Annotated in this window: 27 protein-coding genes; 10 read left to right on the forward strand and 17 right to left on the reverse strand. The window is 72.5% G+C overall.

Going from position 1 to position 25466, the window contains the following annotated elements; genetic code table 11:
- Window positions 1–10: 10 nt before the first annotated feature.
- Window positions 11–1564: an alkaline phosphatase D family protein gene (locus HT134_RS09280; protein ID WP_175599723.1), complete on the reverse strand. Its 1554-nt coding sequence runs from the start codon at window positions 1562–1564 to the stop codon at window positions 11–13.
- Window positions 1565–1807: 243 nt separating this feature from the next.
- Here HT134_RS09280 and HT134_RS09285 point away from each other — a divergent pair, with 243 nt between their 5' ends.
- The gene (locus HT134_RS09285) at window positions 1808–3115 is read left to right on the forward strand and encodes a Glu/Leu/Phe/Val family dehydrogenase (protein ID WP_175599724.1); all 1308 of its coding nucleotides are present in this window, start codon (window positions 1808–1810) and stop codon (window positions 3113–3115) included.
- Window positions 3116–4119: 1004 nt separating this feature from the next.
- Here HT134_RS09285 and HT134_RS09290 read toward each other — a convergent pair.
- From HT134_RS09290 to HT134_RS09300, 3 genes are read right to left on the reverse strand one after another with little or no spacing between them, the layout of a single operon-like run.
- Window positions 4120–5022 carry a Gfo/Idh/MocA family protein gene (locus tag HT134_RS09290; RefSeq protein WP_175599725.1) on the reverse strand — a complete coding sequence of 301 codons (903 nt, stop codon included), beginning with the start codon at window positions 5020–5022 and terminating at the stop codon, window positions 4120–4122.
- Window positions 5019–5930, reverse strand: a complete 912-nt coding sequence (locus HT134_RS09295) for an NAD-dependent epimerase/dehydratase family protein (protein ID WP_175599726.1) — start codon at window positions 5928–5930, stop codon at window positions 5019–5021. Before HT134_RS09295 ends, HT134_RS09290 begins: the two co-directional genes overlap by 4 nt.
- Before the next feature lie 2 nt (window positions 5931–5932).
- Entirely contained in the window at window positions 5933–6286 is a 354-nt protein-coding gene (locus HT134_RS09300; protein WP_175599727.1) for a YrdB family protein, read from the reverse strand.
- A 114-nt stretch (window positions 6287–6400) separates the two neighbouring features.
- Here HT134_RS09300 and HT134_RS09305 point away from each other — a divergent pair, with 114 nt between their 5' ends.
- Window positions 6401–7105 (forward strand): TetR/AcrR family transcriptional regulator, encoded by a 705-nt coding sequence (locus tag HT134_RS09305; RefSeq protein ID WP_175599728.1) that lies wholly within the window; start codon window positions 6401–6403, stop codon window positions 7103–7105.
- 106 nt (window positions 7106–7211) lie between these two features.
- Here the strand turns inward: HT134_RS09305 and leuA are convergent, their stop codons facing one another.
- Window positions 7212–8918: a 2-isopropylmalate synthase gene (gene leuA, locus HT134_RS09310; RefSeq protein WP_175599729.1), complete on the reverse strand. Its 1707-nt coding sequence runs from the start codon at window positions 8916–8918 to the stop codon at window positions 7212–7214.
- A 175-nt stretch (window positions 8919–9093) separates the two neighbouring features.
- Window positions 9094–9855, reverse strand: a complete 762-nt coding sequence (gene ddaH / locus HT134_RS09315) for a dimethylargininase (RefSeq protein ID WP_175599730.1) — start codon at window positions 9853–9855, stop codon at window positions 9094–9096.
- Window positions 9856–9893: 38 nt separating this feature from the next.
- Here ddaH and HT134_RS09320 point away from each other — a divergent pair, with 38 nt between their 5' ends.
- From HT134_RS09320 to HT134_RS09335, 4 genes are all read left to right on the forward strand, one after another.
- Entirely contained in the window at window positions 9894–10139 is a 246-nt protein-coding gene (locus HT134_RS09320; RefSeq protein WP_175599731.1) for a DUF2630 family protein, read from the forward strand.
- Window positions 10140–10297: 158 nt separating this feature from the next.
- Complete coding sequence (locus HT134_RS09325) at window positions 10298–11623, forward strand: MFS transporter (protein WP_175599732.1); 1326 nt, start codon at window positions 10298–10300, stop codon at window positions 11621–11623.
- A 10-nt stretch (window positions 11624–11633) separates the two neighbouring features.
- Entirely contained in the window at window positions 11634–12299 is a 666-nt protein-coding gene (locus tag HT134_RS09330) for a response regulator transcription factor (RefSeq protein ID WP_175599733.1), read from the forward strand.
- On the forward strand, window positions 12296–13633 hold the full coding sequence (locus HT134_RS09335; protein ID WP_175599734.1) for a sensor histidine kinase: 1338 nt from the start codon (window positions 12296–12298) through the stop codon (window positions 13631–13633). Before HT134_RS09330 ends, HT134_RS09335 begins: the two co-directional genes overlap by 4 nt.
- A gap of 19 nt (window positions 13634–13652) precedes the next feature.
- Here HT134_RS09335 and HT134_RS09340 read toward each other — a convergent pair whose 3' ends face one another.
- Window positions 13653–14552 (reverse strand): TAXI family TRAP transporter solute-binding subunit, encoded by a 900-nt coding sequence (locus tag HT134_RS09340; protein WP_175600246.1) that lies wholly within the window; start codon window positions 14550–14552, stop codon window positions 13653–13655.
- A 41-nt stretch (window positions 14553–14593) separates the two neighbouring features.
- Here HT134_RS09340 and HT134_RS09345 point away from each other — a divergent pair, with 41 nt between their 5' ends.
- Window positions 14594–15319: a Mut7-C RNAse domain-containing protein gene (locus HT134_RS09345; RefSeq protein WP_376768075.1), complete on the forward strand. Its 726-nt coding sequence runs from the start codon at window positions 14594–14596 to the stop codon at window positions 15317–15319.
- 136 nt (window positions 15320–15455) lie between these two features.
- Window positions 15456–15938, forward strand: a complete 483-nt coding sequence (locus tag HT134_RS09350; protein WP_175599736.1) for a hypothetical protein — start codon at window positions 15456–15458, stop codon at window positions 15936–15938.
- A gap of 73 nt (window positions 15939–16011) precedes the next feature.
- Here HT134_RS09350 and era read toward each other — a convergent pair whose 3' ends face one another.
- The 8 genes from era to HT134_RS09390 form a co-directional block, all read right to left on the reverse strand.
- Window positions 16012–16938: a GTPase Era gene (gene era, locus HT134_RS09355; protein WP_175600247.1), complete on the reverse strand. Its 927-nt coding sequence runs from the start codon at window positions 16936–16938 to the stop codon at window positions 16012–16014.
- Entirely contained in the window at window positions 16938–17414 is a 477-nt protein-coding gene (locus tag HT134_RS09360; protein ID WP_281387387.1) for an NUDIX domain-containing protein, read from the reverse strand. Before HT134_RS09360 ends, era begins: the two co-directional genes overlap by 1 nt.
- A 1-nt stretch (window position 17415) precedes the next feature.
- The gene (locus tag HT134_RS09365) at window positions 17416–17736 is read right to left on the reverse strand and encodes a cytidine deaminase-like protein (RefSeq protein ID WP_175599737.1); all 321 of its coding nucleotides are present in this window, start codon (window positions 17734–17736) and stop codon (window positions 17416–17418) included.
- Window positions 17737–17746: 10 nt separating this feature from the next.
- A complete protein-coding gene (locus tag HT134_RS09370; RefSeq protein ID WP_175599738.1) occupies window positions 17747–18415 on the reverse strand; it encodes a hypothetical protein in 669 nt (222 codons plus the stop codon).
- 355 nt (window positions 18416–18770) lie between these two features.
- Entirely contained in the window at window positions 18771–20069 is a 1299-nt protein-coding gene (locus HT134_RS09375; protein WP_175599739.1) for a hemolysin family protein, read from the reverse strand.
- The gene (gene ybeY, locus HT134_RS09380; RefSeq protein ID WP_175599740.1) at window positions 20066–20542 is read right to left on the reverse strand and encodes an rRNA maturation RNase YbeY; all 477 of its coding nucleotides are present in this window, start codon (window positions 20540–20542) and stop codon (window positions 20066–20068) included. Before ybeY ends, HT134_RS09375 begins: the two co-directional genes overlap by 4 nt.
- Window positions 20539–21579 (reverse strand): PhoH family protein, encoded by a 1041-nt coding sequence (locus tag HT134_RS09385; protein ID WP_175599741.1) that lies wholly within the window; start codon window positions 21577–21579, stop codon window positions 20539–20541. The genes ybeY and HT134_RS09385 overlap by 4 nt, the downstream gene beginning before the upstream one ends.
- A gap of 105 nt (window positions 21580–21684) precedes the next feature.
- Window positions 21685–22029: a histidine triad nucleotide-binding protein gene (locus HT134_RS09390; protein ID WP_175599742.1), complete on the reverse strand. Its 345-nt coding sequence runs from the start codon at window positions 22027–22029 to the stop codon at window positions 21685–21687.
- Between the two features lie 324 nt (window positions 22030–22353).
- Between HT134_RS09390 and HT134_RS09395 the strand changes: the two genes are divergently transcribed.
- Both HT134_RS09395 and HT134_RS09400 read left to right on the forward strand, forming a co-directional pair.
- The gene (locus tag HT134_RS09395; protein ID WP_175595049.1) at window positions 22354–22833 is read left to right on the forward strand and encodes a SigE family RNA polymerase sigma factor; all 480 of its coding nucleotides are present in this window, start codon (window positions 22354–22356) and stop codon (window positions 22831–22833) included.
- Entirely contained in the window at window positions 22830–23486 is a 657-nt protein-coding gene (locus HT134_RS09400; RefSeq protein WP_175599743.1) for a hypothetical protein, read from the forward strand. The genes HT134_RS09395 and HT134_RS09400 overlap by 4 nt, the downstream gene beginning before the upstream one ends.
- Window positions 23487–23563: 77 nt before the next feature.
- Here the strand turns inward: HT134_RS09400 and HT134_RS09405 are convergent, their stop codons facing one another.
- A complete protein-coding gene (locus HT134_RS09405; RefSeq protein ID WP_175599744.1) occupies window positions 23564–24289 on the reverse strand; it encodes a 16S rRNA (uracil(1498)-N(3))-methyltransferase in 726 nt (241 codons plus the stop codon).
- A gap of 31 nt (window positions 24290–24320) precedes the next feature.
- Window positions 24321–25460 carry a molecular chaperone DnaJ gene (gene dnaJ / locus HT134_RS09410; RefSeq protein ID WP_175599745.1) on the reverse strand — a complete coding sequence of 380 codons (1140 nt, stop codon included), beginning with the start codon at window positions 25458–25460 and terminating at the stop codon, window positions 24321–24323.
- Window positions 25461–25466: the final 6 nt, after the last annotated feature.

Genomic DNA, 25466 nt, shown 5'->3' on the forward strand with positions numbered 1-25466 from the left:
ATAACCGTTTTCATGTTATTTGTACAGAAGCAATCTCTTTGATGGTGTTGCCGGAGGACTGGTACCACGTGGCGCGGTCGGGGAAGGTGAGCGTGGCCAGGGCGTTCTGGAACCACGGCCCGTCGGTCACCCGCCACCGGAACGGCGGCCTCGGGATGCGGGCCGAGCGCGCGAGCCAGCCGCCGACCAGCGTCGCGACGCCGAACTGGGTGATCACGTTGGCCCAGCGCAGCAGCGGGCTGAGCGGGTTGCGGATCGGCGAGCAGACGATCTGGTGGATGCGGCCGGCGTTCGCCTTGGCCACGTAGGAGTAGTGGACGTCGCCCGACAGGACCAGCGTCGGCTTGCCCACCCGCACCAGCAGCCGCGCCAGGTCGTCGAACGAGCGGCGGAACGCGGCCCAGTGCTCCAGGTCCACCGCCTGCCGGAACCTCTCCGACAGCCGCGCGACCACGCGGCCCCACCTGCCGTCGCACAGGGCCTCGTTCCAGTTCTGCACCGAGTGGACGCCCTCGGGCAGCAGGAACGGGATCGAGGAGCCGATGACCAGCCGATCGGCCGGCTTGCCGACCTCGTCGACCAGCCACTGCCACTCCACCGGGTCGAGCATCCGGCGGTCGCCGGGGGTGAGCTGCCGGGCGCACCTGGTGTCGATCATGATGAGGCGGGTGTGGCCGAGGTCGCGCGCGTAGCTCCAGCGGGTGCTCGACGTGTCGGCGTCGGCCTTGTCGGCGAAGGCGTCGAGCGCGCCGCCGCCGTCGCCCGTGCCCTCGCGCAGGATGCGCAGCAGCGGCTCGGCCTCCCGCTCGGCCGGCGACAGGTTGCCCAGGTGCTGGTAGATCCAGTACGCGCCGAGCCCGGAGATCACCCGGCGCCGCCACCAGCTCGTCGCGGCCATCTGCTCGCGCCAGGTGTGGGAGGTGTTCCAGTCGTCGCGCAGGTCGTGGTCGTCGAAGATCATCGCCGTGGGCACGGTCGACAGGAGCCAGCGGATCTCGGGGTCGCTCCACGCCTGCCGGTAGAGCTCGGCGTACTCCTCGTAGTCGGCGATCTCGCCGCGCGGCTCGTCGTCCCTGCGGGCGCGGATGAACTCCAGCATCTCGGGCGAGGGGCTGTCGGCGTAGACCTGGTCGCCGAGCAGCAGCAACAGGTCGGGCCACTCGTCGTCGTCCGCCGTCATGAGGTGACCGCCGTAGGCGCGCAGCACGTCCTCGCCGTGCGTCAGGACGTGGGCGGCGTCGTGGGGCACGCTCGTCCGGCAGGAGCCGAACGCCATCCGGCGCGGCCCCTCGGGCGGCAGCAGCCGGATGCGGCTCGGCGGCCGGCCCTCCTCCGGCCACACCCGCTCGCCGTCCAGCTCGACCGCGTAGCTCTCGACGTCCGCAGTTAAGCCGACGAGGTCGACGATCGCGTAGTGGTGGCCGTGCACCGTGAAGGTGCGCGAGTCGTGGGCGTGCCCGTCCGCGACCACGGAGACCGAGCACGGCGCGTCGGTCTCCACCCAGATCGAGGCGCTGGACGCGTCCACGTAACGCAGCATCGGCCCGAGCACCAGTGCGGGCATCCCAACCCCTCCGATTCGACAACAAGGCACATTCCCGTACCCAAGGCTGCCAGAGTGGCACCTAGGCCACGCCCGGAGCCAGGGGTTGGATCGATGAATGCAGCACCGTTTCGCCACGACTATCAAAAAACCCAGTCGAGCTGAAACTAGCCGCTATAGGATCATCGCGACACCTACCCCCAAAGAGGCAGGCAATGGCGCCTGCCCTCCCCATGGGGGTACACACCAGGAGGCACTCCTTCCATGACCGTCATGGTGCCGTCAATGACGCCGGCGCTCGCGAGACCGGCCTCGATCCCGTCCGACCTCACGACCCCGGGCCTGCAGGCCCTCGACTCCGCTCTCCGGCAGCTCCACCACGCGGCCGAGCACCTCGGCCTCGACGACGGGCTGCGCACGATGCTCGCCACGCCGCGCCGCTCCCTGACCGTCTCGGTCCCGCTGCGGCGTGAGAACGGCCAGATGGACGTCGTCCAGGGCTTCCGCGTGCAGCACAACATCTCGCGCGGCCCCGCCAAGGGCGGCATCCGCTTCCACCCGGCCACCGACATCCACGAGGTCACCGCCCTCGCGATGTGGATGACCTGGAAGTGCGCCCTCGTCGGCATCCCGTACGGCGGCGCCAAGGGCGGCGTGGCCGTGGACCCGAGGGCCCTCACCCCGCGCGAGCTGGAGCGGCTGACCCGCCGCTACGTCAACGAGATCCTGCCGCTGATCGGCCCGGAGAAGGACATCCCGGCCCCCGACGTCGGCACCGACGAGCAGACCATGGCCTGGATCATGGACACCTACAGCGTCAACACCGGCTACTCGGTGCCCGGGGTGGTCACCGGCAAGCCGATGACGCTGGGCGGCTCGCTCGGCCGGGCCGGCGCCACCTCGCGCGGCGTGCAGATCGCGGCCCTGGCCGCGCTGGGCCGCTCGCCCGAGGGCGTGACGGTCGCCGTGCAGGGCTTCGGCAAGGTGGGCGCGCCGGCCGCGCAGTACCTCTCCGACGCGGGCTGCGTGGTCGTCGCGGTCTCCGACGCCTCGGGCGCCGTCCACGCGCCGGGCGGGCTCGACGTGGCCGCGCTGCGCGCCCACGCCGACGAGTCGGGCGGCGTGCTCGGCTACCCGCACGCCGACGCCATGACCCACGAGGACCTGCTGGAGCTGGACGTCGACGTGCTGGTGCCGGCCGCGCTGGAGAACGTCATCACCGCCGCCAACGCGCCCCGCGTCCGGGCCCGCCTCGTCGTGGAGGGCGCCAACGGGCCCACCACGCCCGAGGCCGACGAGATCCTCGCCGACGCCGGCACGACGGTCGTCCCGGACATCCTGGCCAACGCGGGCGGGGTGATCGTGTCGTACCTGGAGTGGGTGCAGAACATGCAGGCGTACTCGTGGAGCGCGGGCGAGGTCGAGCTGAAGCTGCGCGACCTCATGGAGAGCGCGTACGGCGAGGTCCGCGCGCTGGCCGGCGAGCGGGGACTGACCCTGCGGCAGGCGGCGCACGTCATCGGCGTGGACCGGGTCGCCGAGGCGCACCGGGTGCGCGGCCTGTACCCCTGAGCGAGCCCGCCCGGCGGCGCGCCTAGGTTGGGTAAACCTCGCCGATCATCAGGTGTCGCAGGTCAGGGCATTGATCATCGGGGACCTAAGGTGGGGGACGTGCTCAGGTCGGTGCTGTCCCTCACCCTGCCCCTCGCCCTCCTCCACCCGTCCGTCGTGCCCGGCACGCAGGTCACGGCGCAGCGGTCTCTTCCGCAGCGCTCCGTCCCGCAGCGCCAGGTCCTGACGCCGGGTGGCGACCGGCTGGGGTACGCGCCCGTCGCCCCGCCCTACACCGGGGAGCGGCGGCTGGCGGGGCTGGTGCTGGCCCGCGACCCGGTCGCGGGCCGCACGGTGCTGTGCGGCGGCGCGGTGATCAGGTCGCGCAGCCGGAGCCTGGTGCTCACGGCCGCCCACTGCCTGTACGACCAGGGCAGGAAGCTGCGGGAGGTGTCGTTCCTGCCGGGCTTCCAGGGCGGCCGCCCGCCGCTCGGGGTGTGGCATGCCGTGCGGACGTGGGTGCCGGAGCGGTGGCGCACCGGGCCGGGCACGGTGGACCAGCTCCCGTACGACGTCGGCCTGATCGGGGTCGGCGGCCGTGGCCCGGCGCTGGAGGACGTGACCGGGCGCGGGCTGCGCACGCTGCCCACGCGGCACGGCACCTCGCTGCGCGGGCTGGAACTGCTCGGCTATCCGGCGGGCCGCAGGTACCCGGGCACGGACCTCTACCACTGCCTGGGCGACGCCGCCGAGGGCGCCGCCCGGGGGCCCGGGGTGCTGGTGACCCGCAACTGCCACGCGCCCGACGGCGGCAGCGGCGGCCCCGTGCTGCACGACGGGGCGGTGGCGGGCGTCGTCTCGTCCTCCAGCCCGCTGCACGATGCGCGCGGTTTCACCGTGCTCACGCGGCTCGGCGGCCGGGCGTTCCGGCGGATGCTCGACGAGTCGGACCGGTGGCTGACCGAGCGGCGGACGGGCGGCAGGTGGGCGGGCGAGCGGCCGTTCGTCCCCGGGCCGGTCGTGGATCAGATCGTGCCGTGCTCCGCGGCGTGCCTCACGATGTCCTCGCAGATGGCGTGGGTGATGAGCGCGTCGTCGGCCGTGAGCAGGCGCCCGTCGCGCACGGCGTCGAGGAACTCCAGGCACGCCTGCTCGATGCCGCGCTGCCGGGCGACCGGCACCCAGTCGGGCCGCCGCACCAGCGTCTCGCCGGGCGTGTAGTCGATCACGTCGCCGAGGTTGACCACCCGCCGTTTGACGCCGCCGCCCATGACCTCGCAGCTCTCCTCGGCCGCGCCGCTGACCCGGCACATGGTCCCGATCGCGGTGAACCCGTCGCCGGTCAGCTCCAGCACGAGGTGCTCGGCCAGGCCGCCGGCGACGCGGGTGCGGATCGCGGTGCCGGTGACCTCGCCCGGTGCGAGGAAGCGCAGCGTGTCCACCACGTGGATGAAGTCGTCGAACACCGTGCGCCGGGGATCGTCCGCCTGGCCGGCGCGGTTCTTCTGCATGAGGACGAGGTGCCGGGGCAGCGCCGCGAGGCCCACGTAGCCGGGGGCGTACCTGCGGTTGAAGCCGACCATCAGCGAGCGGCGCTCGGCGCGCGCCACCCGGGCGAGGTGCTCGCAGTCGGGCAGGTTGTCGGCGAGCGGCTTGTCGACGTAGACGTGGACGCCGGCCTTGAGCAGCGGTTCGACCAGTTCGCGGTGCGCGGCCGTGGCGGCGTGGACGAAGGCGGCCTCGACGCCCGCCTCGATCACCTCGCCGACGGAGGTGAACCGGCCCGCGACGCGATAGGTGTCGCCGAGCCGGTCCAGGGTCGGCCGGTCGCGGGTGCAGAGGTGGAGGTCGATTCCGGGCTGGGCGGCGAGCACGGGCAGGTACGCCTTCTCGGCGATGTCGCCCAGGCCGATCACGGCTGTCTTCATCCGGCGAGCGTAGCCCGCAACGCCTCGTCCGTCGGCGTGGGACGCACGCCGAACGTGGTCTGGAACGCCGAGGAGTCGAGCACGAAGGGGTCGACGAACTGGTAGCGGATGTGCCGCATCTCCCCGGCCATGGGGTTGACCAGGCCCGCGAGGCGCACCAGGGGCCACGGCAGCGTGCTCATCCGCGGCGCCGGGCGGCCGAGGACGGCCGCCATCCGCTCGCCGATCTGCCGGAAGGTGAGCGGCTCGGCGGTGGGCACGTGCCAGGGCCGCCCCCACGCCCGCTCGTCCGCGCCCGCCACGATCAGCGCGTCGGCGACGTCGGGCAGGTACGTCCAGCTGTGCGGGACGTCGGCGGGCCAGACCAGCGAGACGGTCTTGCCGGCGCGCAGCGGGGCGATGAACCGGTCGCCCAGGTAGGACTGGTCGGAGGCGCCGGGCCCGAAGTAGTCGGAGCCGCGCACCTCGCTCACCCGGACGCGGCCCGCCTCGTGCGCGGCCAGGGCGTCGGTCCACATGCGGGCGCGCACCCGCGCCTTGGGGCTGGTGGAGGCGAGCGGCAGGTCCTCGGTCATCGGGCCGTCGACGGGTCCGTAGGCGTAGAGGTTGCCGAGCATGACGTACACGGCACCGGTGGCCTCGGCGGCGGCCAGGAAGGAGGCGGCCATCGGCGGCCAGTCGGTCAGCCAGCGGTGGTAGGCCGGGTTGGCGCAGTTGTAGAGGACGTCGGCGCCCTTGGCGATCTCGGTGAGCCTGGCCTGGTCGGTGACGTCGGCCGCCACCCTGGTGGCCCCCTCGGGGCCGGAGCCGGAGCGGGTGACGACGGTGACGTCGTGGCCCCGCGCGATGAGCTGGGCGGCCAGGTGGCCGCCGACCTGGCCGGAGCCCACGACGATGTGCTTGCCCATGATCAGACCTGCTTCCAGAGGATGCGGAGGACCGCGTTGACGACGAAAACCAGGGCGAAGACGGCGGCCGGGGCCGCCCGGCCCGCGGCGTAGAGGAAGAACGCGCCGCCGCCGAACCAGACGATCTCCAGGACCGCCCGGGCGATCCCGGTGAGCGGGATCGTGGCGTTGGCGCCGCCGCCCGCGCCGAACAGCGCCCACACGGCGATGAACAGGGCCGGGCCGCCGAGGCCGGCGAGCAGCTTGATCGCCCAGTTGGGGCTCACCGTGAAGCCCCAGTAGGCCACGGAGGCGAGCACGCCCAGCTCCAGGATGAACATCAGCACCGCGTTGGCGCCCTTGAGGGTGGCGAGCATCTCGACCTCCGGTGACTACCCGTTCGCTTACGAGAGCAATGCTCTCTCATATGAGCGCCAGTCGTCAAGAGCGGTGCTCTCGTTTTCTGCCGCCGCTCTGGTAGCGTTCTGGACATGACAGCCAGCCGAACCGCGAGAGAACGCGTCCGCGCCGAGCTGACGAGGGAGATCGTAGAGATCGCCCGCAGACAGCTCGCCACCGAGGGGGCCGGCGGCCTGTCCCTGCGCGCCGTGGCGCGCGAGATGGGGATGGTGTCCTCGGCGATCTACCGCTACTTCCCGAGCCGCGACGACCTGCTCACCACGTTGATCATCGACGGCTACAACGCGCTGGGCGAGGCCGTGGAGCGCGCCGACGCCGCCGCCCCCGAGGACGACTTCCCGGGCCGGTGGGCGGCGCTGTGCCACGCCGTACGCGACTGGGCGCTCGCCCACCCCCACGAGTACGCGCTGCTGTACGGCTCGCCCGTGCCGGGCTACCAGGCGCCGCAGGACACCATCGGGCCGAGGGTGCGCGACCTGACGGTGTTCGGCGCGATCCTGTCCGCCGCCCAGCGGGCCGGGGCGCTCACACCGCCCGCCACCCCCTTCGAGGCCGATCCGGCGCTCGCGGGCGAGGCGGAGGCGAGCCTGGCCGACCTCATGCCAGGGGTGCCCGGCGACGCGCTGCTGCGCGCCCTGTCGGCGTGGACGTCCCTGTACGGGTGGGTGAGCTTCGAGGTGTTCGGCCAGTTCAAGGGCGCCTTCGTGGACTTGCGGCCGGCGTTCGACCACTCGGTGAGGGCCCTGGGCGCGATGATCGGGCTCACCCGCGGCTGACCCCGGAGACGACTCGACCGCGCCTCCCCCGGGGTCGCGGGGAGCGCGGTCGAGTGGCTCCGGGCCCGGCAGGTCGTGCCGGGGCCCGGACGCCGGGCCCGCCGGGTCAGCGGGAGGCGCGGTTGACGGCCGAGATCACGGCCTTGAGGGCGGCGGTCGTGGTGCTGGCGTCGATGCCGACGCCCCACAGCACCTGCCCGTCCACCTCGCACTCCACGTACGAGGCGGCCTTGGCGTCGGAGCCGGCGCTGAGCGCGTGCTCCACGTAGTCGAGGACGCGCACCCGGACGCCGACGCGCGCGATGGCGTCGATGAAGGCCGAGATGGGCCCGTTGCCGGAGCCGGTGACCTCCCGGATCTCGCCGTCGACCCGCACGTCGGCGCTGATGCGGTCGACGTCGTCGGCCACCGACTCGTGGCGGTGCGCCATCAGGCCGAGGCGGCCCCAGCGGTTGGCCGGGTTGGGGAGGTACTCGTCCTGGAAGATCTCGAACATGGCGGCCGGGCTGATCTCGCCGCCCTCGGAGTCGGTGCGGGCCTGCACGACCTTGGAGAACTCGATCTGCAGCCGGCGCGGCAGGTCGAGCTGGTGGTCGGCCTTCATGATGTAGGCGACGCCGCCCTTGCCGGACTGGCTGTTGACCCGGATGACGGCCTCGTAGGTGCGGCCGATGTCCTTGGGGTCGATCGGGAGGTACGGCACCGCCCAGGTGAACGTGTCGACGGGCACGCCCGCCTCCCGCGCGTCCCGCTCCAGGTGCTCGAAGCCCTTCTTGATGGCGTCCTGGTGGGAGCCGGAGAAGGCGGTGTAGACCAGCTCGCCGCCCCACGGGTGGCGCGGGTGGACGGGCAGCTGGTTGCAGTACTCGGTGATGCGGCGGATCTCGTCGATGTCGCTGAAGTCCAGCTCGGGGTCGACGCCCTGGGAGAACAGGTTCATGCCGAGCGTGACCAGGCAGACGTTGCCGGTGCGCTCGCCGTTGCCGAACAGGCAGCCCTCGATGCGGTCGGCGCCGGCCATGTAGCCGAGCTCGGCGGCGGCCACGGCGCTGCCCCGGTCGTTGTGCGGGTGCAGCGACAGCACGATCGAGTCGCGGTGGCGCAGGTTGCGGTGCATCCACTCGATCTGGTCGGCGTAGACGTTGGGGGTGGCCATCTCGACGGTGGCCGGCAGGTTGATGATGACCTTGCGGTCGGGGGTGGGCTGCCACACGTCGTTGACGGCGTCGCACACCTCGACCGCGTACTCCAGCTCGGTGCCGGTGAACGACTCCGGGGAGTACTGGAAGTACACGTCGACGTCGGTGGCGTCGGCGAGCTTCTTGACCAGCTTGGCGCCCTCGACGGCGATCGCGGTGATGCCGTCCTTGTCCTGGCCGAAGACGACCCGGCGCTGCAGCGTGGAGGTGGAGTTGTACAGGTGGACGATGGCCTGCCGGGCGCCCTCGATCGCCTCGAAGGTGCGCTCGATCAGCTCCGGGCGGGCCTGCGTCAGGACCTGGATGACGACGTCGTCGGGGATGCGCCCCTCGTCGATGATCTTGCGGATGAAGTCGAAGTCGGTCTGGCTGGCGGCCGGGAAGCCGACCTCGATCTCCTTGAAGCCCATGCGTACGAGCAGCTCGAACATCTGCAGCTTGCGGTGGGCGTCCATCGGGTCGATGAGCGCCTGGTTGCCGTCGCGCAGGTCGACCGCGCACCAGCGGGGGGCCTTGGTGATCACCTGGTCGGGCCACGTGCGGTCGGTCAGGCGCACCGGCTCGAACGGCTGGTAGCGATGGAACGGCATGGAACTGGGCTGCTGAGCGGTCATGATGGGATCTCCCGGTCGGTCGATGACGAACGGCCGACGCGCATGACTCGCCCCGCGGCGAGGGAGCCGGCCTAGAGGCCCCCGCCGCGGCGGCTAAGAAGGAGTCCGCGCAGCATGTCAAGCACGCTACCAGACGTCTCGCCGTGCACCGTCCCGCGTCTCGGATGCTGAGATGTCAGGGAACGAGGACGGACAGGCAGGTGACGCAGCCCTCCAGCTTCTCGAACTCCGAGATGTCCACGGTCGTCACGTCGAGTCCGCGCCGCACCAGCAGGTCGGCGGTGCGCGGCGCGGAGGCGGCCATGAGGACGCGGTCGCCGCCGAGCAGGACGACGTGGGCGCCGGACTCCTCCTCGGGTTCGAGCAGGCCCGCGGGCTCGGGCAGGGCGGCGAGGCCGAGGCGGGCGGGGTCGCCGATGAGGGTGCCGTCGGGCAGCGCGGTGACGGCGGACTTGAGGTGCAGCACGCCGTCGAGGTCCACCGGCCGCACCTTCCGTTCGGGCAGCAGCGCGGCGAGCTGGGCGATGCCCTCGTCGTTGGTCCGCGACGAGCGGCCGACGTACACGGTGCGGCCCACCTGGAGGACGTCGCCGCCGTCCAGCGTGCCGGGGCGGGTGACGCGCACGGCGCTGAGGCCGAGTCCCCGCACCGCCTCCTCCACCGCGGCCACCTCCGGCCGCCGCTCGGGGGCGCCCGGCCGGGTCAGCACGGCCAGCCGCCCGCAGACCACGACGGTGTCCTCGACGAACGGCGCGTCGGGCAGGTCGTCGGCCGGTTCGACGTGGACGGGCGTCCAGCCGGCGGCGGCGAGGGCGGCCACGTACGCCTCGTGCTGGACGAGGGCGCGCTCGGGGTCGACGGGTTCGCGCTCGATGTGGGTGACGAGCCCCTCGGCGATCCGGGGCCCGGGCTTCCTTACCAGCGCAATACCAGACATAGGGCGCTTTCTATCACGTACTCAGTAGAGTCTCCGACATGCGTGACGACGAGATTCTGAGCCGGATCAGCGCCCTCGTGACCGAGGAGCACGAGCTGCGCGGCAAGCTGTCGGCGGGCGAGGTCACCTCCGAGGAGGAGAACGCCCGCGTCAAGGAGCTGGAGGTCGCCCTGGACCAGTGCTGGGACCTGCTGAGGCAGCGCCGCGCCCGCCGCGGCGCCGGCGAGGACCCGGACGCCGCCAACGCCCGCCCGGCCTCGGAGGTCGAGGGCTACCGCCAGTAGGAAGCCCCTGCTCACCGGCGTGGTGGGAGGGGGCCGTCCGTCACGTGCGTGTTGCCCCGATGTTAAGCGTGCGTTAGATATCGGCCTCCTCCCCTTGTTCGAACAACCTTCTGCGGCGAGGCTCTGGCCTGCAACTACTCCCCCCAGGAGGTACACCAGTGAGCACACCCAAGGTGCCGTGGAAGGCGGTCGTCGGCGGCTCCATCGGCAATCTGGTCGAGTGGTACGACTGGTTTGTCTACAGCAGCTTCGCGATCTACTTCGCCGCCTCCTTCTTCCCTGACGGCGACGCGACGGCGCAGCTGCTCAACACCGCCGGCATCTTCGCCGTGGGCTTCTTCATGCGGCCCGTCGGCGGCTGGCTGCTCGGCCGTTACGCCGACCGGAAGGGCCGCAAGGCAGCGCTCACGCTCACGGTCACCCTGATGTCGGCCAGCGCCCTGCTGATCGCCATCGCCCCGACGTACGAGGCGGTCGGCTTCCTCGGCGCCGTCGTCCTGCTGATCGCGCGCCTCCTGCAGGGTCTGTCGGTCGGCGGCGAGTACGCCGCCAGCGCCACCTACCTCACCGAGGCCACGCCTCCCGGCAAGCGCGGTCTGGCCTCCAGCTTCCAGTACGTCTCGATGACGGCCGGCCAGCTCGTCGGCCTGGGCCTGCAGATCATCCTGCAGAACACCATGTCGGACGAGGTCCTCAAGTCCTACGGCTGGCGCATCCCGTTCGTCATCGGCGCGCTCGGCGCGGCGGTGGTGTTCTACCTGCGGCGCAACCTCCTGGAGACCGAGGCGTACGACGAGGAGGAGCGCGAGGTCGAGGGCGGCAACAAGAACCGCGGCACCATCAAGGCCCTGATGGCGCACAAGAAGGAGGCGCTGCTCGTCATCGCCCTCACCATGGGCGGCACGGTCGCGTACTACACCTACACGACCTACATGACGAAGTACCTGGTCAACACCGCGCACCTGCCCAAGCAGACCGCCACGCTGATCAGCTTCTGCGCGCTGTTCGTCTTCATGCTCATCCAGCCGCTCGCCGGCTCGCTGTCGGACCGCATCGGCCGCCGGCCGCTGCTCATCACCTTCGGCATCGGCTCGCTGCTCGGCACCGTGCCCCTCATGACCGCGCTGGGCAGCGTGAACGGCTTCCTCGGCGGCTTCATCCTCTCGCTGGTCGGCCTGATCATCATCACCGGCTACACCTCGATCAACGCGGTGGTGAAGGCGGAGCTGTTCCCGACCAACATCCGGGCGCTCGGCGTGGCCCTGCCGTACGCCATCGCCAACGCCCTGTTCGGCGGCACCGCCGAGTACGTGGCCCTGTGGTTCAAGTCCAGCGGCATCGAGTCCGGCTTCTACTGGTACGTCTCCGGTTGCGCCGCGGTGTCCCTGGCCGTGTACCTGACCATGCGCGAGACCCGCGACGCCGCCCTCAGCCGCTCCGAGCAGAAGGCCGGCGAAGCGGAATCGGTCCCGATTCGCCTCTAGTCTGGGCGACATGCGAGTTCTCCTGGTCGAAGACGACGATCGGCTCGCCTCCGCGCTCACCACGGCCCTCGCCCGCCACGGCCACCAGGTCGCGCGGGCGGGGCTGGCAGTCGACGCCCTCCGCCTCGCGGGGGGCGTCGACTTCGTCCTGCTGGATCTGGGCCTGCCCGACATGGACGGTCTCGACGTGCTGCGCCGCCTGCGCCGCGTGTCGGCGGTCCCGGTGATCGTGGTCACCGCCCGGACCGAGGAGCGCGAGGTGCTGCGCGGGCTGCGCTCGGGCGCCGACGACTACCTGGTCAAGCCGTTCCGCACGGTGGAGCTGATGGCCAGGATGGAGGCCGTCGTGCGGCGCGGCACCCGGCCGATGCCCGACCGCGGGCAGGTGGTGAGCGTCGGCGACGTCCGCATCGACCTCGTCGCCCGCCAGGTCACCGTGGCGGGGGCGGCGGTGACCCTGACCCGGCGCGAGTTCGACGTGCTGGCCCTGCTGGCCCGCGAGCCGGGCGTGGTGCGCAGCCGCGAGGAGATCCTCGACGAGGTCTGGGGCGATCCGCTGCTGTCGGCGTCGCGCTCGCTCGACGTCCACGTCGCGGGCCTGCGCTCGAAGACCGGCCGGCCCGGCCTGGTCGAGACGCTGCGCGGCACGGGTTACCGCCTGGGCTCCGGCACGTGAACTCCCGCCTGGTGATCACGTTCACCACGCTGATCGCGATCCTCATCACGGCGCTGGCCGTGCCCCTGGCCCTCTCCTACGCCTCCCACCGCACCAACCGGCTGCTGCTGGACCGCCGCGCCGACGCCACCCGCTTCGCGGAGCTGGCCGACCAGGCGGCCCGCGAGGGCGACCACACGAGCCTGACCTCCGAGGTGGTCCGCTACGCCGAGCTGTACGGCGCGGCCGTGCGGGTGCGCGACCGGGGCGGTCGCGTGCTCGTCACGGCCGGCCGGTTCGAGGCCGACGACACCGAGCCCACCCGGCTCGCGCTGTCCGGCCGCACCACCGAGGACCTGCCCATGGTCGACCCGTTCGGCCCGGCCACCGTGCTGCTGGCCGAGCCGGCCGGCCGCGACGCCCAGCTCTCGGGCGCGGTGCTCATCCAGGCCCGCACCGACCAGGCCCGGCTGGACGTCGGGATGGTGTGGGGCGCGCTGGCGCTCGGGTCGCTGATCGCGCTGGCCTACGGCGTGCTGGCGGCGCGCCGGCTGGCCCGCTGGATCCTGCGGCCGGTCACCGAGCTGGACCGCACGACGCGGGCCATCGCCGAGGGCCATCTGGACGCCCGCGCCCATCCCGGCGTCGGCCCCACGGAGCTGCGGCGGCTGGAGGAGCGGTTCAACGCGATGGCCGACGCCCTGTCGGGGGCGATGGAGCGGCAGCGGGCCTTCGTCGCCGACGCCTCCCACGAGCTGCGCACGCCGCTGACCGTGCTCGGGCTGCGGCTGGAGAACCTGGAGCCGCACCTGCGCGACGAGGGCTCGGCCGAGTTCGAGGAGGCCATGGCCGAGCTGGACCGGCTGGCCGTGCTGGTCGAGGACCTGCTGGCGCTGGCCCGGGTGGAGGCGGGCGCGATCGCCGACGACAAGGAGGTCGAGCTGGCGCCCCGGCTCGGGGTGTGGCGCGAGGTGTACGCGGCCAAGGACATCACCCTCGACATGGACGTACCGGAGATGTCGGTCGTGCCGGAGGCGGCGGCGAGGATCGCCGACATCGCCCTCGACAACGCCCAGAAGTTCGTGCCGCCGGGCGGCAAGGTCACGGTCAGCCTGCACGACGGGGTGCTGCGCGTCGCCGACGACGGGCCGGGGCTCGCCGAGGAGGAGCGGGCCGACGCGCTCGGCCGCTTCTGGCGCTCGGTCAGCCACGCCAACGTGCCGGGCAGCGGGCTCGGGCTGGCGATCGCCGCCGAGTTGGCCAAGGCGTGCGGGGCGACGCTGTCGCTGCTGTCGGCCGACCCCCACGGCCTGGTGGTGGAGCTGCGCCTGCCCGAGCAGTACGCGGGTGACTGAGCGCCCAGCCGTGGCCCGGTCAGCCGTAGACCGAGCGGTAGTAGCGGGCCGCGCCCGGGTGGAGCGGGACGATGCCGGTCCCGATGGCGTACCTCTTGTCCAGCCGCCCCCCGGGCGCCGAGGGGGCCTGGAGCCGGTCGCGGGCGCGGAAGAGCGTCTCCGTGACGGTGTAGGCGGCGTCCTCGGCCAGGTCGCGGCGGCACATCAGGTAGCTCGGGGTGCCGACGGTCGGCACGGGCAGCGTCCCCGCGTACACGCCGGCCGGGACGTCCGCCGGTTCGTAGACCGGCCCGTACGTGCGGCGCAGCACCGGCACCAGCGACTCCAGCGGGACCAGTCTGATGCCCTCGGTCGCGGCGAGCGCCGGGGTCGGGACGCCGCCCGACCAGAAGAACGCGTCGACGTCCCCCTCGCGCAGCGCCAGGATGGAGGCGTCCAGCCCGAGCCGGAGCGTCCCTGTGCTGGGCAGGCCCGCCGCCGACAGCACGCGCGCGGCCGTCACCGCGGTGCCCGACCCCTCCGCGCCGATGGACACGACCCGTCTGGCCAGGTCCTTCGGCTCGAAGATCGCCGAGTCGTGGCGGACGACCAGGTGGACGTAGTTCATGTACATCCGGGCCAGCGCCGAGACGGGCTGGTGGCGTACCCGCACCGCGTCGTCGGCGCTGTCGGCCAGCGAGAAGCCGACGTCGGCGCGGCCGTCGGCGAGCATCAGGAGGTTTTGCACGCTGGCCGCCGTCTTGATGACCTGCACCGCGACGCCGTCGTGCCGCAGCTCGGCCGCGAACCGGTCGCCGAGCACCTCGTACGGACCGCCCGCGAGCCCGGTCGCCAGCCGGATCGTGTGCTCCCCGTCCTCGGCGGGCGCGCAGCCGGTCGCCGCGAGCGCGGTGAGCGCCAGGAAGGCGCGGCGGGACATCGGCACGATCTCACGCTATCGAATCGCGCAGAATGAGAGATATGACCCAACGGGACGCACTTCTCCGGATCGCTCCGGAGCTGAGGATGTTCCTGCCCGTGAGCCGCCGCCAGGAGTGGCAGCGGGTGGCTCCGGACGGCAGCTCCACCCTCGGGCACCACGTCGAGTCGGTCGGCATCCCCCTGACCGAGGTCGGCCCCATGACCGTCGACGGCCGCGGCGTGAGCCCCTCCCACCAGCTCGCCGCCGGCGAGGTCGTCGAGGTCGGCCCGGTGCCGCGCCCCCAGCAGCTCCCCCGCGAGCCGCGGTTCCTGCTGGACGTCCACCTCGGCACGCTGGCGCGGCGGCTGCGGCTGCTCGGCATCGACGCGGCCTACCACAACGACATGGACGACCCGGCGCTCGTCGTCCAGGCCAACGAGGAGCGGCGGGTGCTGCTCACCCAGGACCGCGGCCTGCTGCGCCGCCGCGCCCTGTGGCTCGGCGCGTACGTGCGCGGCTCGCGGCCCCAGGACCAGCTCCGCGACCTGATGGAGCGCTTCGCGCCGCCCCTGCGGCCGTGGACGCGCTGCACCGCCTGCAACGGCGAGCTGACCGCCGCCGACAAGGAGGCGGTCGCCGCGCGCCTGGAGGCGGGGACGAGGCGCAGCTACGACGCGTACGGGCAGTGCCGGACGTGCGGCCAGGTGTACTGGCACGGCGCCCACAGCGGCCACCTGGAGGAGATCGTCCGCACGGCGCGCGAGTGGGCGGGCAGCCTCTCCTGAGACCCGCGGGCTGCCCCTGCCGGCCTCGCGGCAGCCTCTCCCGGCCTCGCGGGCAGCCTCGCCCGGCCTCGCCGGCGCTCGGCGCATCTCCCGCATCGCCCTGGCCGGGGCGGCGTCGCCGTCCTAAGGTGGCGGTGTGGCCGATCCCCTTCAGCCGGGCACCGTCGGACGCGGCAGGCGCGGGTACGCGCTGGCCGCCAGCGTGGCCGCGGCGCTGCTCGTGATCTGCGCCGTCCTGCCATGGGCCGGCATCGAGGCCAGGAGCGACGTCATCGGCGGCGGTCTCACCAGTGACGTGCGGGGCGTCGACGCCGGGCTCGGCGTCAGCACCCTCGTCGCGGGGCTGGTGGCGCTGGCGCTCGGGGTGGCGGGGCTGCTGGGCCGCCGCCCGTGGGTGGCCGCGCTCGCCGCGCTGCCGGGGGCGTTCGCGACCGTGCTGCTGGTGATGTTCGCGGCCGACCCGGGCGGCGTGACCGGCCGGGTCTCGCTCGACCTGGGCGGGATGCTGTCGGTGGGGCCGGTCATCAGGTACGGGTGGTTCGCGGCGCTGGGCAGCTCGCTGGCGCTGGTCCTGTTCGCCGTGCTGACCGCCGCGCGCCGCTCCCCCGCGACCCGCTGACGGCGGCGCGAAGGCCCGCCGATCAGCCGCAGAGACCGATCACTCGCAGGGGCCGATCGGTCGCAGAGGCCGATCAGTCGTAGAAGCCGAGCCGGCGCAACTGCTTGGGGTCGCGCTGCCAGTCCTTGGCGACGCTGATGCGCAGGTCGAGGTAGACCCGGGTGCCGAGCAGCGCCTCGATCTGCTTGCGGGCCCGCGTGCCCACGTCGCGCAGCCGCTCGCCCTTGTGCCCGATGACGATGGCCTTCTGCGACGGCCGTTCGACGAACATGTGGGCGTAGATGTCGAGCAGGTCGTCGCGGCCCTCGCGCGGCAGCATCTCGTCGACCACCACGGCGATCGAGTGCGGCAGCTCGTCGCGGACGCCCTCCAGCGCCGCCTCCCTGATCAGCTCGCCCACCAGCACCTGCTCGGGCTCGTCGGTGAGCTGCCCGCCCTCGTAGAGCGGCGGCGACTCGGGCAGGTGCTCGATCAGCACGTCGCCCAGCACGTCGAGCTGGTCGCCCCGCTCGGCCGACACGGGCACGATCGCGGCGAACTCCGCGACCTGCGACACCGCCAGGAGCTGCTCGGCGATCTGCTCCTTGGTGGCCAGGTCGCACTTGGTGACCACGGCGACCACCGGGGTGCGCTTGACGGCGGCGAGCTTGTCGGCGATGAACCGGTCGCCCTTGCCGATCGGCTCGTTGGCCGGCACGCAGAACCCGATGACGTCGACCTCGGTCAGCGTGGACAGCACCAGGCTGTCGAGCCGCTCGCCGAGCAGGGTGCGCGGCCGGTGCAGCCCGGGGGTGTCGACGATGACGATCTGCGCGTCGGGCCGGTGGACGATGCCGCGGATGACCCGGCGGGTGGTCTGCGGCTTGGACGAGGTGATCGCGACCTTCGTGCCCACCAGGGCGTTCATCAACGTGGACTTGCCGACGTTGGGCCTTCCCACGAAACAGGCGAATCCGGCGCGATGGTTGTCTGGCGAGGTCACTAGTGCATTGTCGCCCATCAGCGGGTCTGCCCGCGCCACCAGGCGAACACCTCGGGCAGCACGCGGGGCGACCACGGCGTCATCGTCAGCCCCGCCAGCTCCTCCTCGGTGACCCACCGGTAGTCGGTGATCTCGTCGCCGTCGGGCTCCGGGACGCCGGAGGCGAGCGCGCAGCCGTACACGGCGATCATGTACTGGCACCGGTGGCCGTTGGGGTAGACGGCGTGGAACTCGGGGCCGCTGTACACGCCGATCACGCCGCGCACCTCGACCTCAACGCCCAGCTCCTCACGCAGCTCCCTGACCACGGCCTCCTCGGGCCGTTCGTCCGGGTCGAGCGCGCCGCCGGGCGCCGCCCACAGCCCGACGTCGCCGTGGCGGGCCACCAGCAGCCGCCCCGACCCGTCGAACACGCACCCGCACACCGACGGCAGCAACAGCAGGTCGGAGCCGACCTTCGCGCGCAGCCCGGCGAGGTACGGCGACATCGGCATGTCAGCTCCGCAGGGTGCCGTCGGGGCCGGCCACGAGCAGCGCCTTGACGCCCAGCTCCCGCGCGACCTCCTCGTCGGCGGCGGCCGGCCCGTCGCCGGCGGTGACGAGCGCGACGGCCTCCAGGGACCGCGCGCCGCTGGAGACGGCCATCGCGACGGCCACCTGCACGGCCGACAGCCGCAGCGAGGAGAGCGCGACGTCGGTCGCGGAGTAGGTGCGGCCCGTCTCGTCGCGCACGGCGGCCCCCTCGGCGGAGCCGTTGCGGGCGCGCGCGGCGCGGGCCAGAGTGATGATCTTGTTGTCTTCGGGATCGAGAGTCACGGGCACCAGACTAGGCGCTGGCCATCTTCAGGACGGCGCCGACCAGTCGTTCGGTGCTCTCCCGCTCCAGCCGCGCCATGCCGGTGTGCACGATCGAGACGAGCGTGTCGCCCGCGCGGGCGAGCACCACGTCCATCGTGTACGGGTATCCGCGCAGCTTCCCGCGCAGCCGGGCGCTCACGGCCTCGTCGCCGGGCGCCTCGACCGGCAGCGGGCGCAGCCGGAGCCGCGTGCCGCCGGGCGCCCGCACGGTCCGGCACTGGGCCAGCGAGCCGGCGAGCGCGTCGAGGTGGCTGCCGGCCTCGGAGCCCTCGTAGCGGGCCAGGCCCACGGCGACCTGCTCGCCCAGCTCGTCCCCCTGGTAGCTGACCGCCGCCTGCCCGGTGAGCGCCCGCAGGGGCGCCCGGCCACCCGCGGGCTCCAGGACGGCGCGGCAGTCCCGGTCGGCCACCTTGACCGGCATCCGCCACGCCGCGCCGGCCCGGGGGGAGAACCCGTCGGGCAGCGCCTGCGGCCGTTCCAGCAGCGCGTGCAGCCGCACCGACGACCGGACGCTGGCACGCGAGGTGGTGTACGTGCCGGCGTGCCCGCCGCTCCTCCGCGCCTCGCAGGCCGCCAGACATCCGGCCAGGAGCGCAGCGGCCGTGGTGAGCCCGATGATCCGCAGTCCGCGTCGCATGATTACCTCCGCTCGCGGATCTCCCCGGGGGTCGAACTGGACAACCCACCACAGTCACCAATAAAGCCTCAAACGCTGTAAGGGTGCTCTCGTCCGGCTTTACGGACGAGAGCACCCTTACGCCAAGCAACGCCGCGATCGGGATGATCGAGACGTTGCCACCCCCCAGGGAGCGCCCTCCGGCCGCGAACCCCACCCGGCGTTCGGACGCTTCCCTCGTTCGACGCCCTCCGCACTGGGCGTCGAGACCAGACTGGGGCGCCCGGCTTGCAGCTGACTTGTAGAACACTTGCCACAACTGCCAACAAATGCCGCACCGCTGCGATCGCCGGCATCAGCCGTGGTGGGGCGGAGGTCAGTCCTGCTGCTCGGCGGAGGCCGGGACGGTCTCGTCCTCCGGCCGCGTGATCCGGCGGACCACGACCGTGCTGATGCGGTTGCGGCGGCCCGCCAGGCTCTCGGCCGTGAGCTGGAGCCCGGCCACCTCCGCCTGCGAGCCGGCGATCGGCACCCGGCCGAGCGCGTGGGCCAGCAGCCCGCCGACCGTCTCGACGTCGTCGACCTCGATCTCCGTGTCGAACAGCTCGCCCAGCTCGTCCACCGGCATGCGGGCGGTGACCCGCAGCGCCCCGTCGGGCATGGGCTCGACCCGGGGCGCCTCCTGGTCGTACTCGTCGGCGATCTCACCGACGATCTCCTCCAGGACGTCCTCGATCGTGACCAGCCCGGCCGTGCCGCCGTACTCGTCGATGACGATCGCGAGGTGGGTCTGCCGCGCCTGCATCTCGCGCAGGAGCTGGTCGATCGGCTTGCTCTCGGGCACGTACGTGGCCGGCCGCATGATCGAGTCGATCCGCTCGCCGCCGCCGTCCTGACCCGACTCGTGCACCCGGCGGATGATGTCCTTGAGGTAGGCGATGCCGACGACGTCGTCCTCGTTCTCCCCGACGACGGGGATGCGGGAGAAGCCGCTGCGCAGCGCCAGCGACAGAGCCTGGCTGAGCGTCTTGCCGCGCTCGATGAACACCATGTCGGTACGCGGCACCATGACCTCGCGCACCAGCGTGTCACCCAGCTCGAACACCGAGTGGATCATCTCGCGCTCGTCCGGCTCGATGACCCGGCGCTCCTCGGCCAGGTCGACCAGGTCGCGCAGCTCGGCCTCGGAGGTGAACGGGCCCTCGCGGAACCCCTTGCCGGGGGTCAGCGCGTTGCCCAGCAGGATGAGCAGCTTGGGCAGCGGGCCGAAGATCCGGGTCAGCCCGTAGACGATCGGCGCCCCGGCCAGCGCGATGGGCTCGGCGTGCTGGCGGCCCAGGGTGCGCGGCGAGACGCCGACGATCACGTAGCTGACCACGATCATGACGGCGGCGGCCGTCACGTACGCCCATCCCTGGTCGCCCAGCCGGCCGATGCTCAGCAGGGTGACGATCACCGTGGCGACCAGCTCGCAGCTCAGCCTGAGCAGCAGGAGCAGGTTGAGGTAGCGCGGCGGGTCGGTGACGATGGCCTGCAGCCGCACGGCGCCGCGCCTGCCCTCGCGCACGAACTCCTCCGCCCGCACCCGTGAGATGCGGGTCAGAGCCGTCTCCGCGCTGGCGATCAGGCCACCGATCACCACGAGCGCGATGGCCAGGGGCAACCAGGCGTTCACCGCGGGTCGCGCACCTCCTGCCACGCCTCAAGGAGCTGGGCCTGCAGGCCGAACATCTCCTTGTGCTCCTCCGGCTCGGCGTGGTCGTAGCCCAGCAGGTGCAGGATGCCGTGCGTGCACAGCAGCTCCAGCTCGTCGCGGGTGGTGTGGCCGGCCTCCTCGGCCTGCCGGGCCGCGACCTGCGGGCAGAGCACCACGTCGCCGAGCAGCGCCGGGTCGGCGGGCGCGTCGCCGTCGCCGCGCGCCCCGCCGCCCGGGCGCAGCTCGTCCATGGGGAAGGCGAGGACGTCCGTGGGACCGGGCTCGCCCATCCACTTCTCGTGCAGCTCCGCCATGGCGTTCTCGTCGACCACCATGATGGACATCTCGGCGAGCGGGTTGACGCCCATCTCGCCGAGCACGTGGGCGGCGAGGCGGACGATGTTCTCCTCGTCGACCTCGACGCCCGACTCGTTGTTGATCTCGATGCTCATCGCCGCTTACCCCGGTGCTGGATCGGCTTGGCGGGCCCGGCCGCCTCCTGAAGGGCGTCGTAGCGCCCGTAGGCGTCGACGATCTCGCTGACCAGCTTGTGGCGCACCACGTCGGCGCTGGTCAGGCGGGCGAAGTGGATGTCGTCGATGCCGTCGAGGATCTCCTGCACGACGCGCAGCCCGCTGGTGGTGCCCGTCGGCAGGTCCACCTGGGTCACGTCGCCGGTCACCACGATCTTGGAGTTGAAGCCGAGCCTGGTCAGGAACATCTTCATCTGCTCGGCGGAGGAGTTCTGGGCCTCGTCGAGGATGATGAAGGCGTCGTTGAGGGTGCGGCCCCGCATGTACGCCAGCGGCGCGACCTCGATCGTGCCCGCCGCCATCAGCTTGGGGATGGTGTCGGGGTCGAGCATGTCGTGCAGCGCGTCGTACAGCGGCCGGAGGTAGGGGTCGATCTTCTCGTACAGCGTGCCCGGCAGGAAGCCCAGCCGCTCGCCCGCCTCGACGGCGGGACGGGTGAGGATGATCCGGTTGATCCGCTTCTCCTGGAGCGCCCGCACGGCCTTGGCCATGGCGAGATAGGTCTTGCCGGTGCCGGCCGGACCGATCCCGAACACGATCGTGTGCTTGTCGATCGCGTCGACGTAGCGCTTCTGGTTGACGGTCTTGGGCCGGATCGTCCGGCCGCGCGAGGAGAGGATGTCGAGGGAGAGCACCTCGGCCGGCCGGTCGGAGGTCATGCGCAGCATGGCGATGCTCCGCTCGACCGCGTCGGGCGTGAGCTCGCCGCCGCTCCTGAGCACTTCGACGAGCTCTTCGAACAGCCGCACCACGGCCCCGCTCTCGTCGGGGCTGCCGGTGACGGTGATCTCGTTTCCTCGGACGTGGATGTCGGCCCGGAAGGCGCCCTCGATGACACGCAGCAGCTCGTCACGGGAGCCCAGGAGGCTGACCATCGGGTATTCGTCCGGAATCAGCACCTTGGCCTGTGTGCGCGTCGGAGGTGCGGTCCGGCGGGTTTCGTGTAGTTCGGACATGGGCAGGCCAGCGGCCTGATGCCTCCCGGTCTGTTCGTGTGTGCTTCTTCGCCCATGGTAGCCGGGCCCACGCGAACCGTTCTCGCCAATATCAGCCGGCCGCCGTCAGCCGGGCGGCCAGGTCAGGTCGCGGCCCCCGAGCACGTGCGCGTGGACGTGGAAGACCGTCTGGCCCGCGCCGGGGCCGGTGTTGAAGACCACGCGGTAGCCGGTGCCGGCCACGCCCTCCTGGACGGCCACGGCGTGCGCGGCCTTGAGGACGTCGTCGGCCAGCCCGTCGTCGGCCGCGGCCAGCGCCGCCGCGTCGGCGTGGTGCTCCTTGGGGACGACCAGCACGTGGGTCGGGGCCTGCGGGTTGACGTCGCGGAACGCGAGCGCCCGGTCGGTCTCCAGGACGACCTCGGCCGGGATCTCCTTGGCGACGATCTTGCAGAAGAGGCAGTCGGTCACCCGCTCACCCTACCGAGACGGCCCGTGCCCTTCACCGCGATGGGCCCACCTGGACCGTTCCCGACATCCAGGAACCCGTTGCGAATCGGTGACCGAGCGCGCCGTGCAAGGGAAGATCCTCGCGGTTAGGGTGGGTGTGCGAGACTTCAAGCACAGCAGGACATATCGGGGTCGGGCACGGCCACCTGGCGAGGACACGACTGGGTAATGCCCTTCAAGGAACGTAAACCCTCTCGGAAGGCCGCGCGTCCTCATGAGGTGACCACCGAGACCCTTCTGGCCGACAGGTCGTTAGGGGCGGTGCCGGTCGGGTGGGACGCCGACATGGCCGTGACCGCGCTCTACAGCGCGCACTTCCGGTCGTTGGTGCGTCTCGCCGTGTTGCTCGTCCGCGACATGGCGACCGCCGAGGAGGTCGTGCAGGACGCGTTCGTCGCCATCCACGGCGCCTGGCGCAGGCTGCGCGACCCGGACAAGGCACTCGCCTACCTGCGTCAGTCCGTCGTCAACCGTTCCCGATCCGTGCTGCGCCACCGCGCGGTCGTCGAGAAGTATGCTCCCAAAGGTCTGCCCGACGCCCCGAGCGCCGAGAACGGCGCGATCGGCGAGCTCGAACGCTCGGCCGTGATCGAGGCGCTGCGGGCCCTGCCGGCACGTCAGAGAGAGGCGCTCGTCCTTCGCTACTACGGTGACCTGTCCGAGGCTGAGATCGCCCACGCCATGGGCATCAGCAAGGGAGCGGTCAAGAGCCACACCGCACGTGGCATGGCCGCTTTGCGTTCCGTCCTGGAGAAGATGTCATGACCCAGCCCCCCGACGAGTACGGCGACGTACTGCGCCGTGTGCTCCGCGCGGAGGCGGACACGGTCGTGCCCTCGCCGGACGGACTGGAGGTCATCCGCGCCCGCATCGAGCGGCGCGGGGTCCGCAACCTGTTCTGGTGGCGCGCCGGCGCCGCCGCCGCCAGCGCCGTGCTGGTGGCCGGCACGATCGTCATGGTGGTGCCCGACCTGCGCCAGCAGGTGCTGCGCGAGACCGTGCAGGACGTGCGCAGCACCTCCACGCCGCCCGCCGGCTCCTCCACCACCCGGGCCGTGTCGCCCGAGCCGCCGCAGCGCAGCGAGCCGCGCGAGGTCGTGGTGGTGCCGGATCCCACGACCCGGCCGCCCCGGCGCATCCCCGAGACCGCGCGGTCCACCAGCAAGCCGTCGCGCCCGACCCCGACCCCGTCCCCGACCCCGTGCGCCTCGACGGCCGACGTGCCGGCCACGCGGGGCGACGACTGCCCTGACGTGACGCCGTCCCCGACGCCCACCCCGTCCCTCACGGTGACGGACGCGACGCCGACGGTCGTCGCGTGCCCGGCCGACGACTGCCCGAGCGACGAGCCGCAGCCGACGCAGCCCACCCAGGCCGTCACCACGATCCTGGAGACCCAGCCGATCGCGCCGCAGTAAACGCTTCAGGCGCTCCTGGCTTCAGGCGCCGCTGGCTTCAGGCACCGTTGCCTCCGGGCACCGCTGGCTTCAGGCGGTCACCAGCGGCCGGTGCGGGCCATGAGCACCGAGGCCGCCGCCACCCCGGCCGTCGAGGTGCGCAGCACCGTCGGCCCGAGCAGCACCGGCACGGCGCCGGCCGCCCTGAACCGGGCCACCTCCTCGTCCGCGACCCCGCCCTCCGGCCCCACGACCATGACGATGTCGCCGCCGGCCGGGACCTCCAGGCGCGACAGCGGCTCGGCGGCCTCCTCGTGCAGCACCAGGGCCAGGGCCGCGGCGCGCAGCAGCTTCTCCACCTGAGCCGTGGACGCCGGCTCGGTCACCTCGGGCAGGTGGAAGCGGCGGGCCTGCTTGCCGGCCTCGCGGGCCGTGGAGCGCCAGCGGGCCAGGGCCTTGGCCGCCCGGTCGCCCTTCCACTGCGTGATGCTGCGGGAGGCGGACCACGGGACGATCACGTCCACGCCAGCCTCGGTCATCATCTCGACGGCCAGCTCGCCGCGTTCGCCCTTCGGCAGGCCCTGCACGGCCACGATCCGGGGCCGGGGGGCCGGCACGTCGTGGCGTCCGACCACGTCCAGCCGCAGGGAGTCCTTCAGCGCCTCGCGCACGACGCACTCGGCGACCGCGCCGGCGCCGTCGGTCAGATCCACCCGCTCACCGGCGCGCAACCGGCGCACGGCGGCGGCGTGGCGCCCTTCGGGGCCGTCGAGCACCAGCTCGGGGCCGTCCAGGGCATCGGACAGGAAGACGGGAACGCTCACGCCCGCCCGCCCCGCTCGGCCCCGGTCCGGGTCATCGGCCGTTGAAGGCGTCGCGCAGCCGCGAGAAGAACCCCTGCTGCCCCGGCGCGAACTTGCCGGGGGGCCGCTCCTCGCCACGCAGCTTGGCCAGCTCGCGCAGCAGCTCCTCCTGCGCCGGGTCGAGCCGCGACGGCGTCTCGACGTTGACGTGGATCAGCAGGTCGCCGCGGCCGCTCTCGTTGAGCCGCTGCACGCCCCGGCCGAACATCGTGATGACCTGCCCCGACTGGGTGCCCGGCCGCACGTCGATCTCCTCGGCGCCGTCGAGCGTCTCCACGGTGAGCACGGTGCCGAGCGCCGCGGCCGTCATCGGGATCTGCACCGTGCAGTGCAGGTCGTCGCCGCGCCGCTCGAAGATCTCGTGCGGGCGCTCGACGATCTCCAGGAACAGGTCGCCGGGCGGGCCGCCGCCGGGGCCGACCTCGCCCTCGCCGGCGAGCTGGATGTGCGTGCCGTCCTCGACGCCCGCCGGGATGCGCACCTTGATCGTACGGCGGGTGCGCACGCGGCCGTCGCCGGAGCACTCCTGGCAGGGGTGGCGGATGATCGACCCGAAGCCGCCGCACTGGGGACACGGCCGGGACGTCATGACCTGGCCCAGGAACGACCGGGTGACCTGCGAGATCTCGCCGCGGCCGTTGCACATGTCGCAGGTGTCGGGGTGGGTGCCGGGAGCGGCGCCCGCGCCCTGGCAGACCTCGCACAGCACCGCCGTGTCGACGACCAGCTCCCTCGTGGTGCCGAACGCGGTCTCGCGCAGGTCGAGCTCCACGCGGATGGTCGCGTTGCGGCCCCTGCGGGCGCGCGAGCGGGGACCACGGGAGCCGCCGGCCGAGCCGAAGAACGCGTCCATGATGTCGCTGAACGGGAAGCCCGCGCCGAAGCCGCCGGCCCCCGCGCCCGCCGCGGCGCCGCCGAACGGGTCGGCGCCCAGGTCGTACATCTGGCGCTTGTTCGTGTCGGACAGCACCTCGTAGGCCTGCGTGATCTCCTTGAACCGCTCCTGGGTCTCAGGGTCGGGGTTCACGTCAGGATGGAGCTCGCGGGCCAGCCTGCGGTAGGCCTTCTTGATCTCGTCCTGACTGGCGTCACGGCGCACCCCGAGGGTGGCGTAGTAGTCGCTGTTTGCCACTTATCG

The organism is Nonomuraea rhodomycinica (genome assembly GCF_013363995.1).
Taxonomy (GTDB): domain Bacteria; phylum Actinomycetota; class Actinomycetes; order Streptosporangiales; family Streptosporangiaceae; genus Nonomuraea; species Nonomuraea rhodomycinica.

What these genes read in the sequence shown, in the direction of transcription:
- HT134_RS09330 (WP_175599733.1), top strand. Translation starts at nt 11,634, where the DNA reads ATGCGAGTTCTCCTGGTCGAAGACGACGATCGGCTCGCCTCCGCGCTC.
- HT134_RS09345 (WP_376768075.1), top strand. Translation starts at nt 14,594, where the DNA reads ATGACCCAACGGGACGCACTTCTCCGGATCGCTCCGGAGCTGAGGATG.
- HT134_RS09305 (WP_175599728.1), top strand. Translation starts at nt 6,401, where the DNA reads ATGACAGCCAGCCGAACCGCGAGAGAACGCGTCCGCGCCGAGCTGACG.
- ybeY (WP_175599740.1), bottom strand. Translation starts at nt 20,542, where the DNA reads ATGAGCATCGAGATCAACAACGAGTCGGGCGTCGAGGTCGACGAGGAG.
- HT134_RS09320 (WP_175599731.1), top strand. Translation starts at nt 9,894, where the DNA reads ATGCGTGACGACGAGATTCTGAGCCGGATCAGCGCCCTCGTGACCGAG.
- era (WP_175600247.1), bottom strand. Translation starts at nt 16,938, where the DNA reads ATGGGCGACAATGCACTAGTGACCTCGCCAGACAACCATCGCGCCGGA.
- HT134_RS09395 (WP_175595049.1), top strand. Translation starts at nt 22,354, where the DNA reads ATGGCCGTGACCGCGCTCTACAGCGCGCACTTCCGGTCGTTGGTGCGT.
- ddaH (WP_175599730.1), bottom strand. Translation starts at nt 9,855, where the DNA reads ATGTCTGGTATTGCGCTGGTAAGGAAGCCCGGGCCCCGGATCGCCGAG.
- HT134_RS09285 (WP_175599724.1), top strand. Translation starts at nt 1,808, where the DNA reads ATGACCGTCATGGTGCCGTCAATGACGCCGGCGCTCGCGAGACCGGCC.
- HT134_RS09340 (WP_175600246.1), bottom strand. Translation starts at nt 14,552, where the DNA reads ATGTCCCGCCGCGCCTTCCTGGCGCTCACCGCGCTCGCGGCGACCGGC.
- HT134_RS09295 (WP_175599726.1), bottom strand. Translation starts at nt 5,930, where the DNA reads ATGGGCAAGCACATCGTCGTGGGCTCCGGCCAGGTCGGCGGCCACCTG.
- HT134_RS09360 (WP_281387387.1), bottom strand. Translation starts at nt 17,414, where the DNA reads ATGCCGATGTCGCCGTACCTCGCCGGGCTGCGCGCGAAGGTCGGCTCC.
- HT134_RS09290 (WP_175599725.1), bottom strand. Translation starts at nt 5,022, where the DNA reads ATGAAGACAGCCGTGATCGGCCTGGGCGACATCGCCGAGAAGGCGTAC.
- leuA (WP_175599729.1), bottom strand. Translation starts at nt 8,918, where the DNA reads ATGACCGCTCAGCAGCCCAGTTCCATGCCGTTCCATCGCTACCAGCCG.
- HT134_RS09400 (WP_175599743.1), top strand. Translation starts at nt 22,830, where the DNA reads ATGACCCAGCCCCCCGACGAGTACGGCGACGTACTGCGCCGTGTGCTC.
- HT134_RS09300 (WP_175599727.1), bottom strand. Translation starts at nt 6,286, where the DNA reads ATGCTCGCCACCCTCAAGGGCGCCAACGCGGTGCTGATGTTCATCCTG.
- HT134_RS09280 (WP_175599723.1), bottom strand. Translation starts at nt 1,564, where the DNA reads ATGCCCGCACTGGTGCTCGGGCCGATGCTGCGTTACGTGGACGCGTCC.
- HT134_RS09370 (WP_175599738.1), bottom strand. Translation starts at nt 18,415, where the DNA reads ATGCGACGCGGACTGCGGATCATCGGGCTCACCACGGCCGCTGCGCTC.
- HT134_RS09385 (WP_175599741.1), bottom strand. Translation starts at nt 21,579, where the DNA reads ATGTCCGAACTACACGAAACCCGCCGGACCGCACCTCCGACGCGCACA.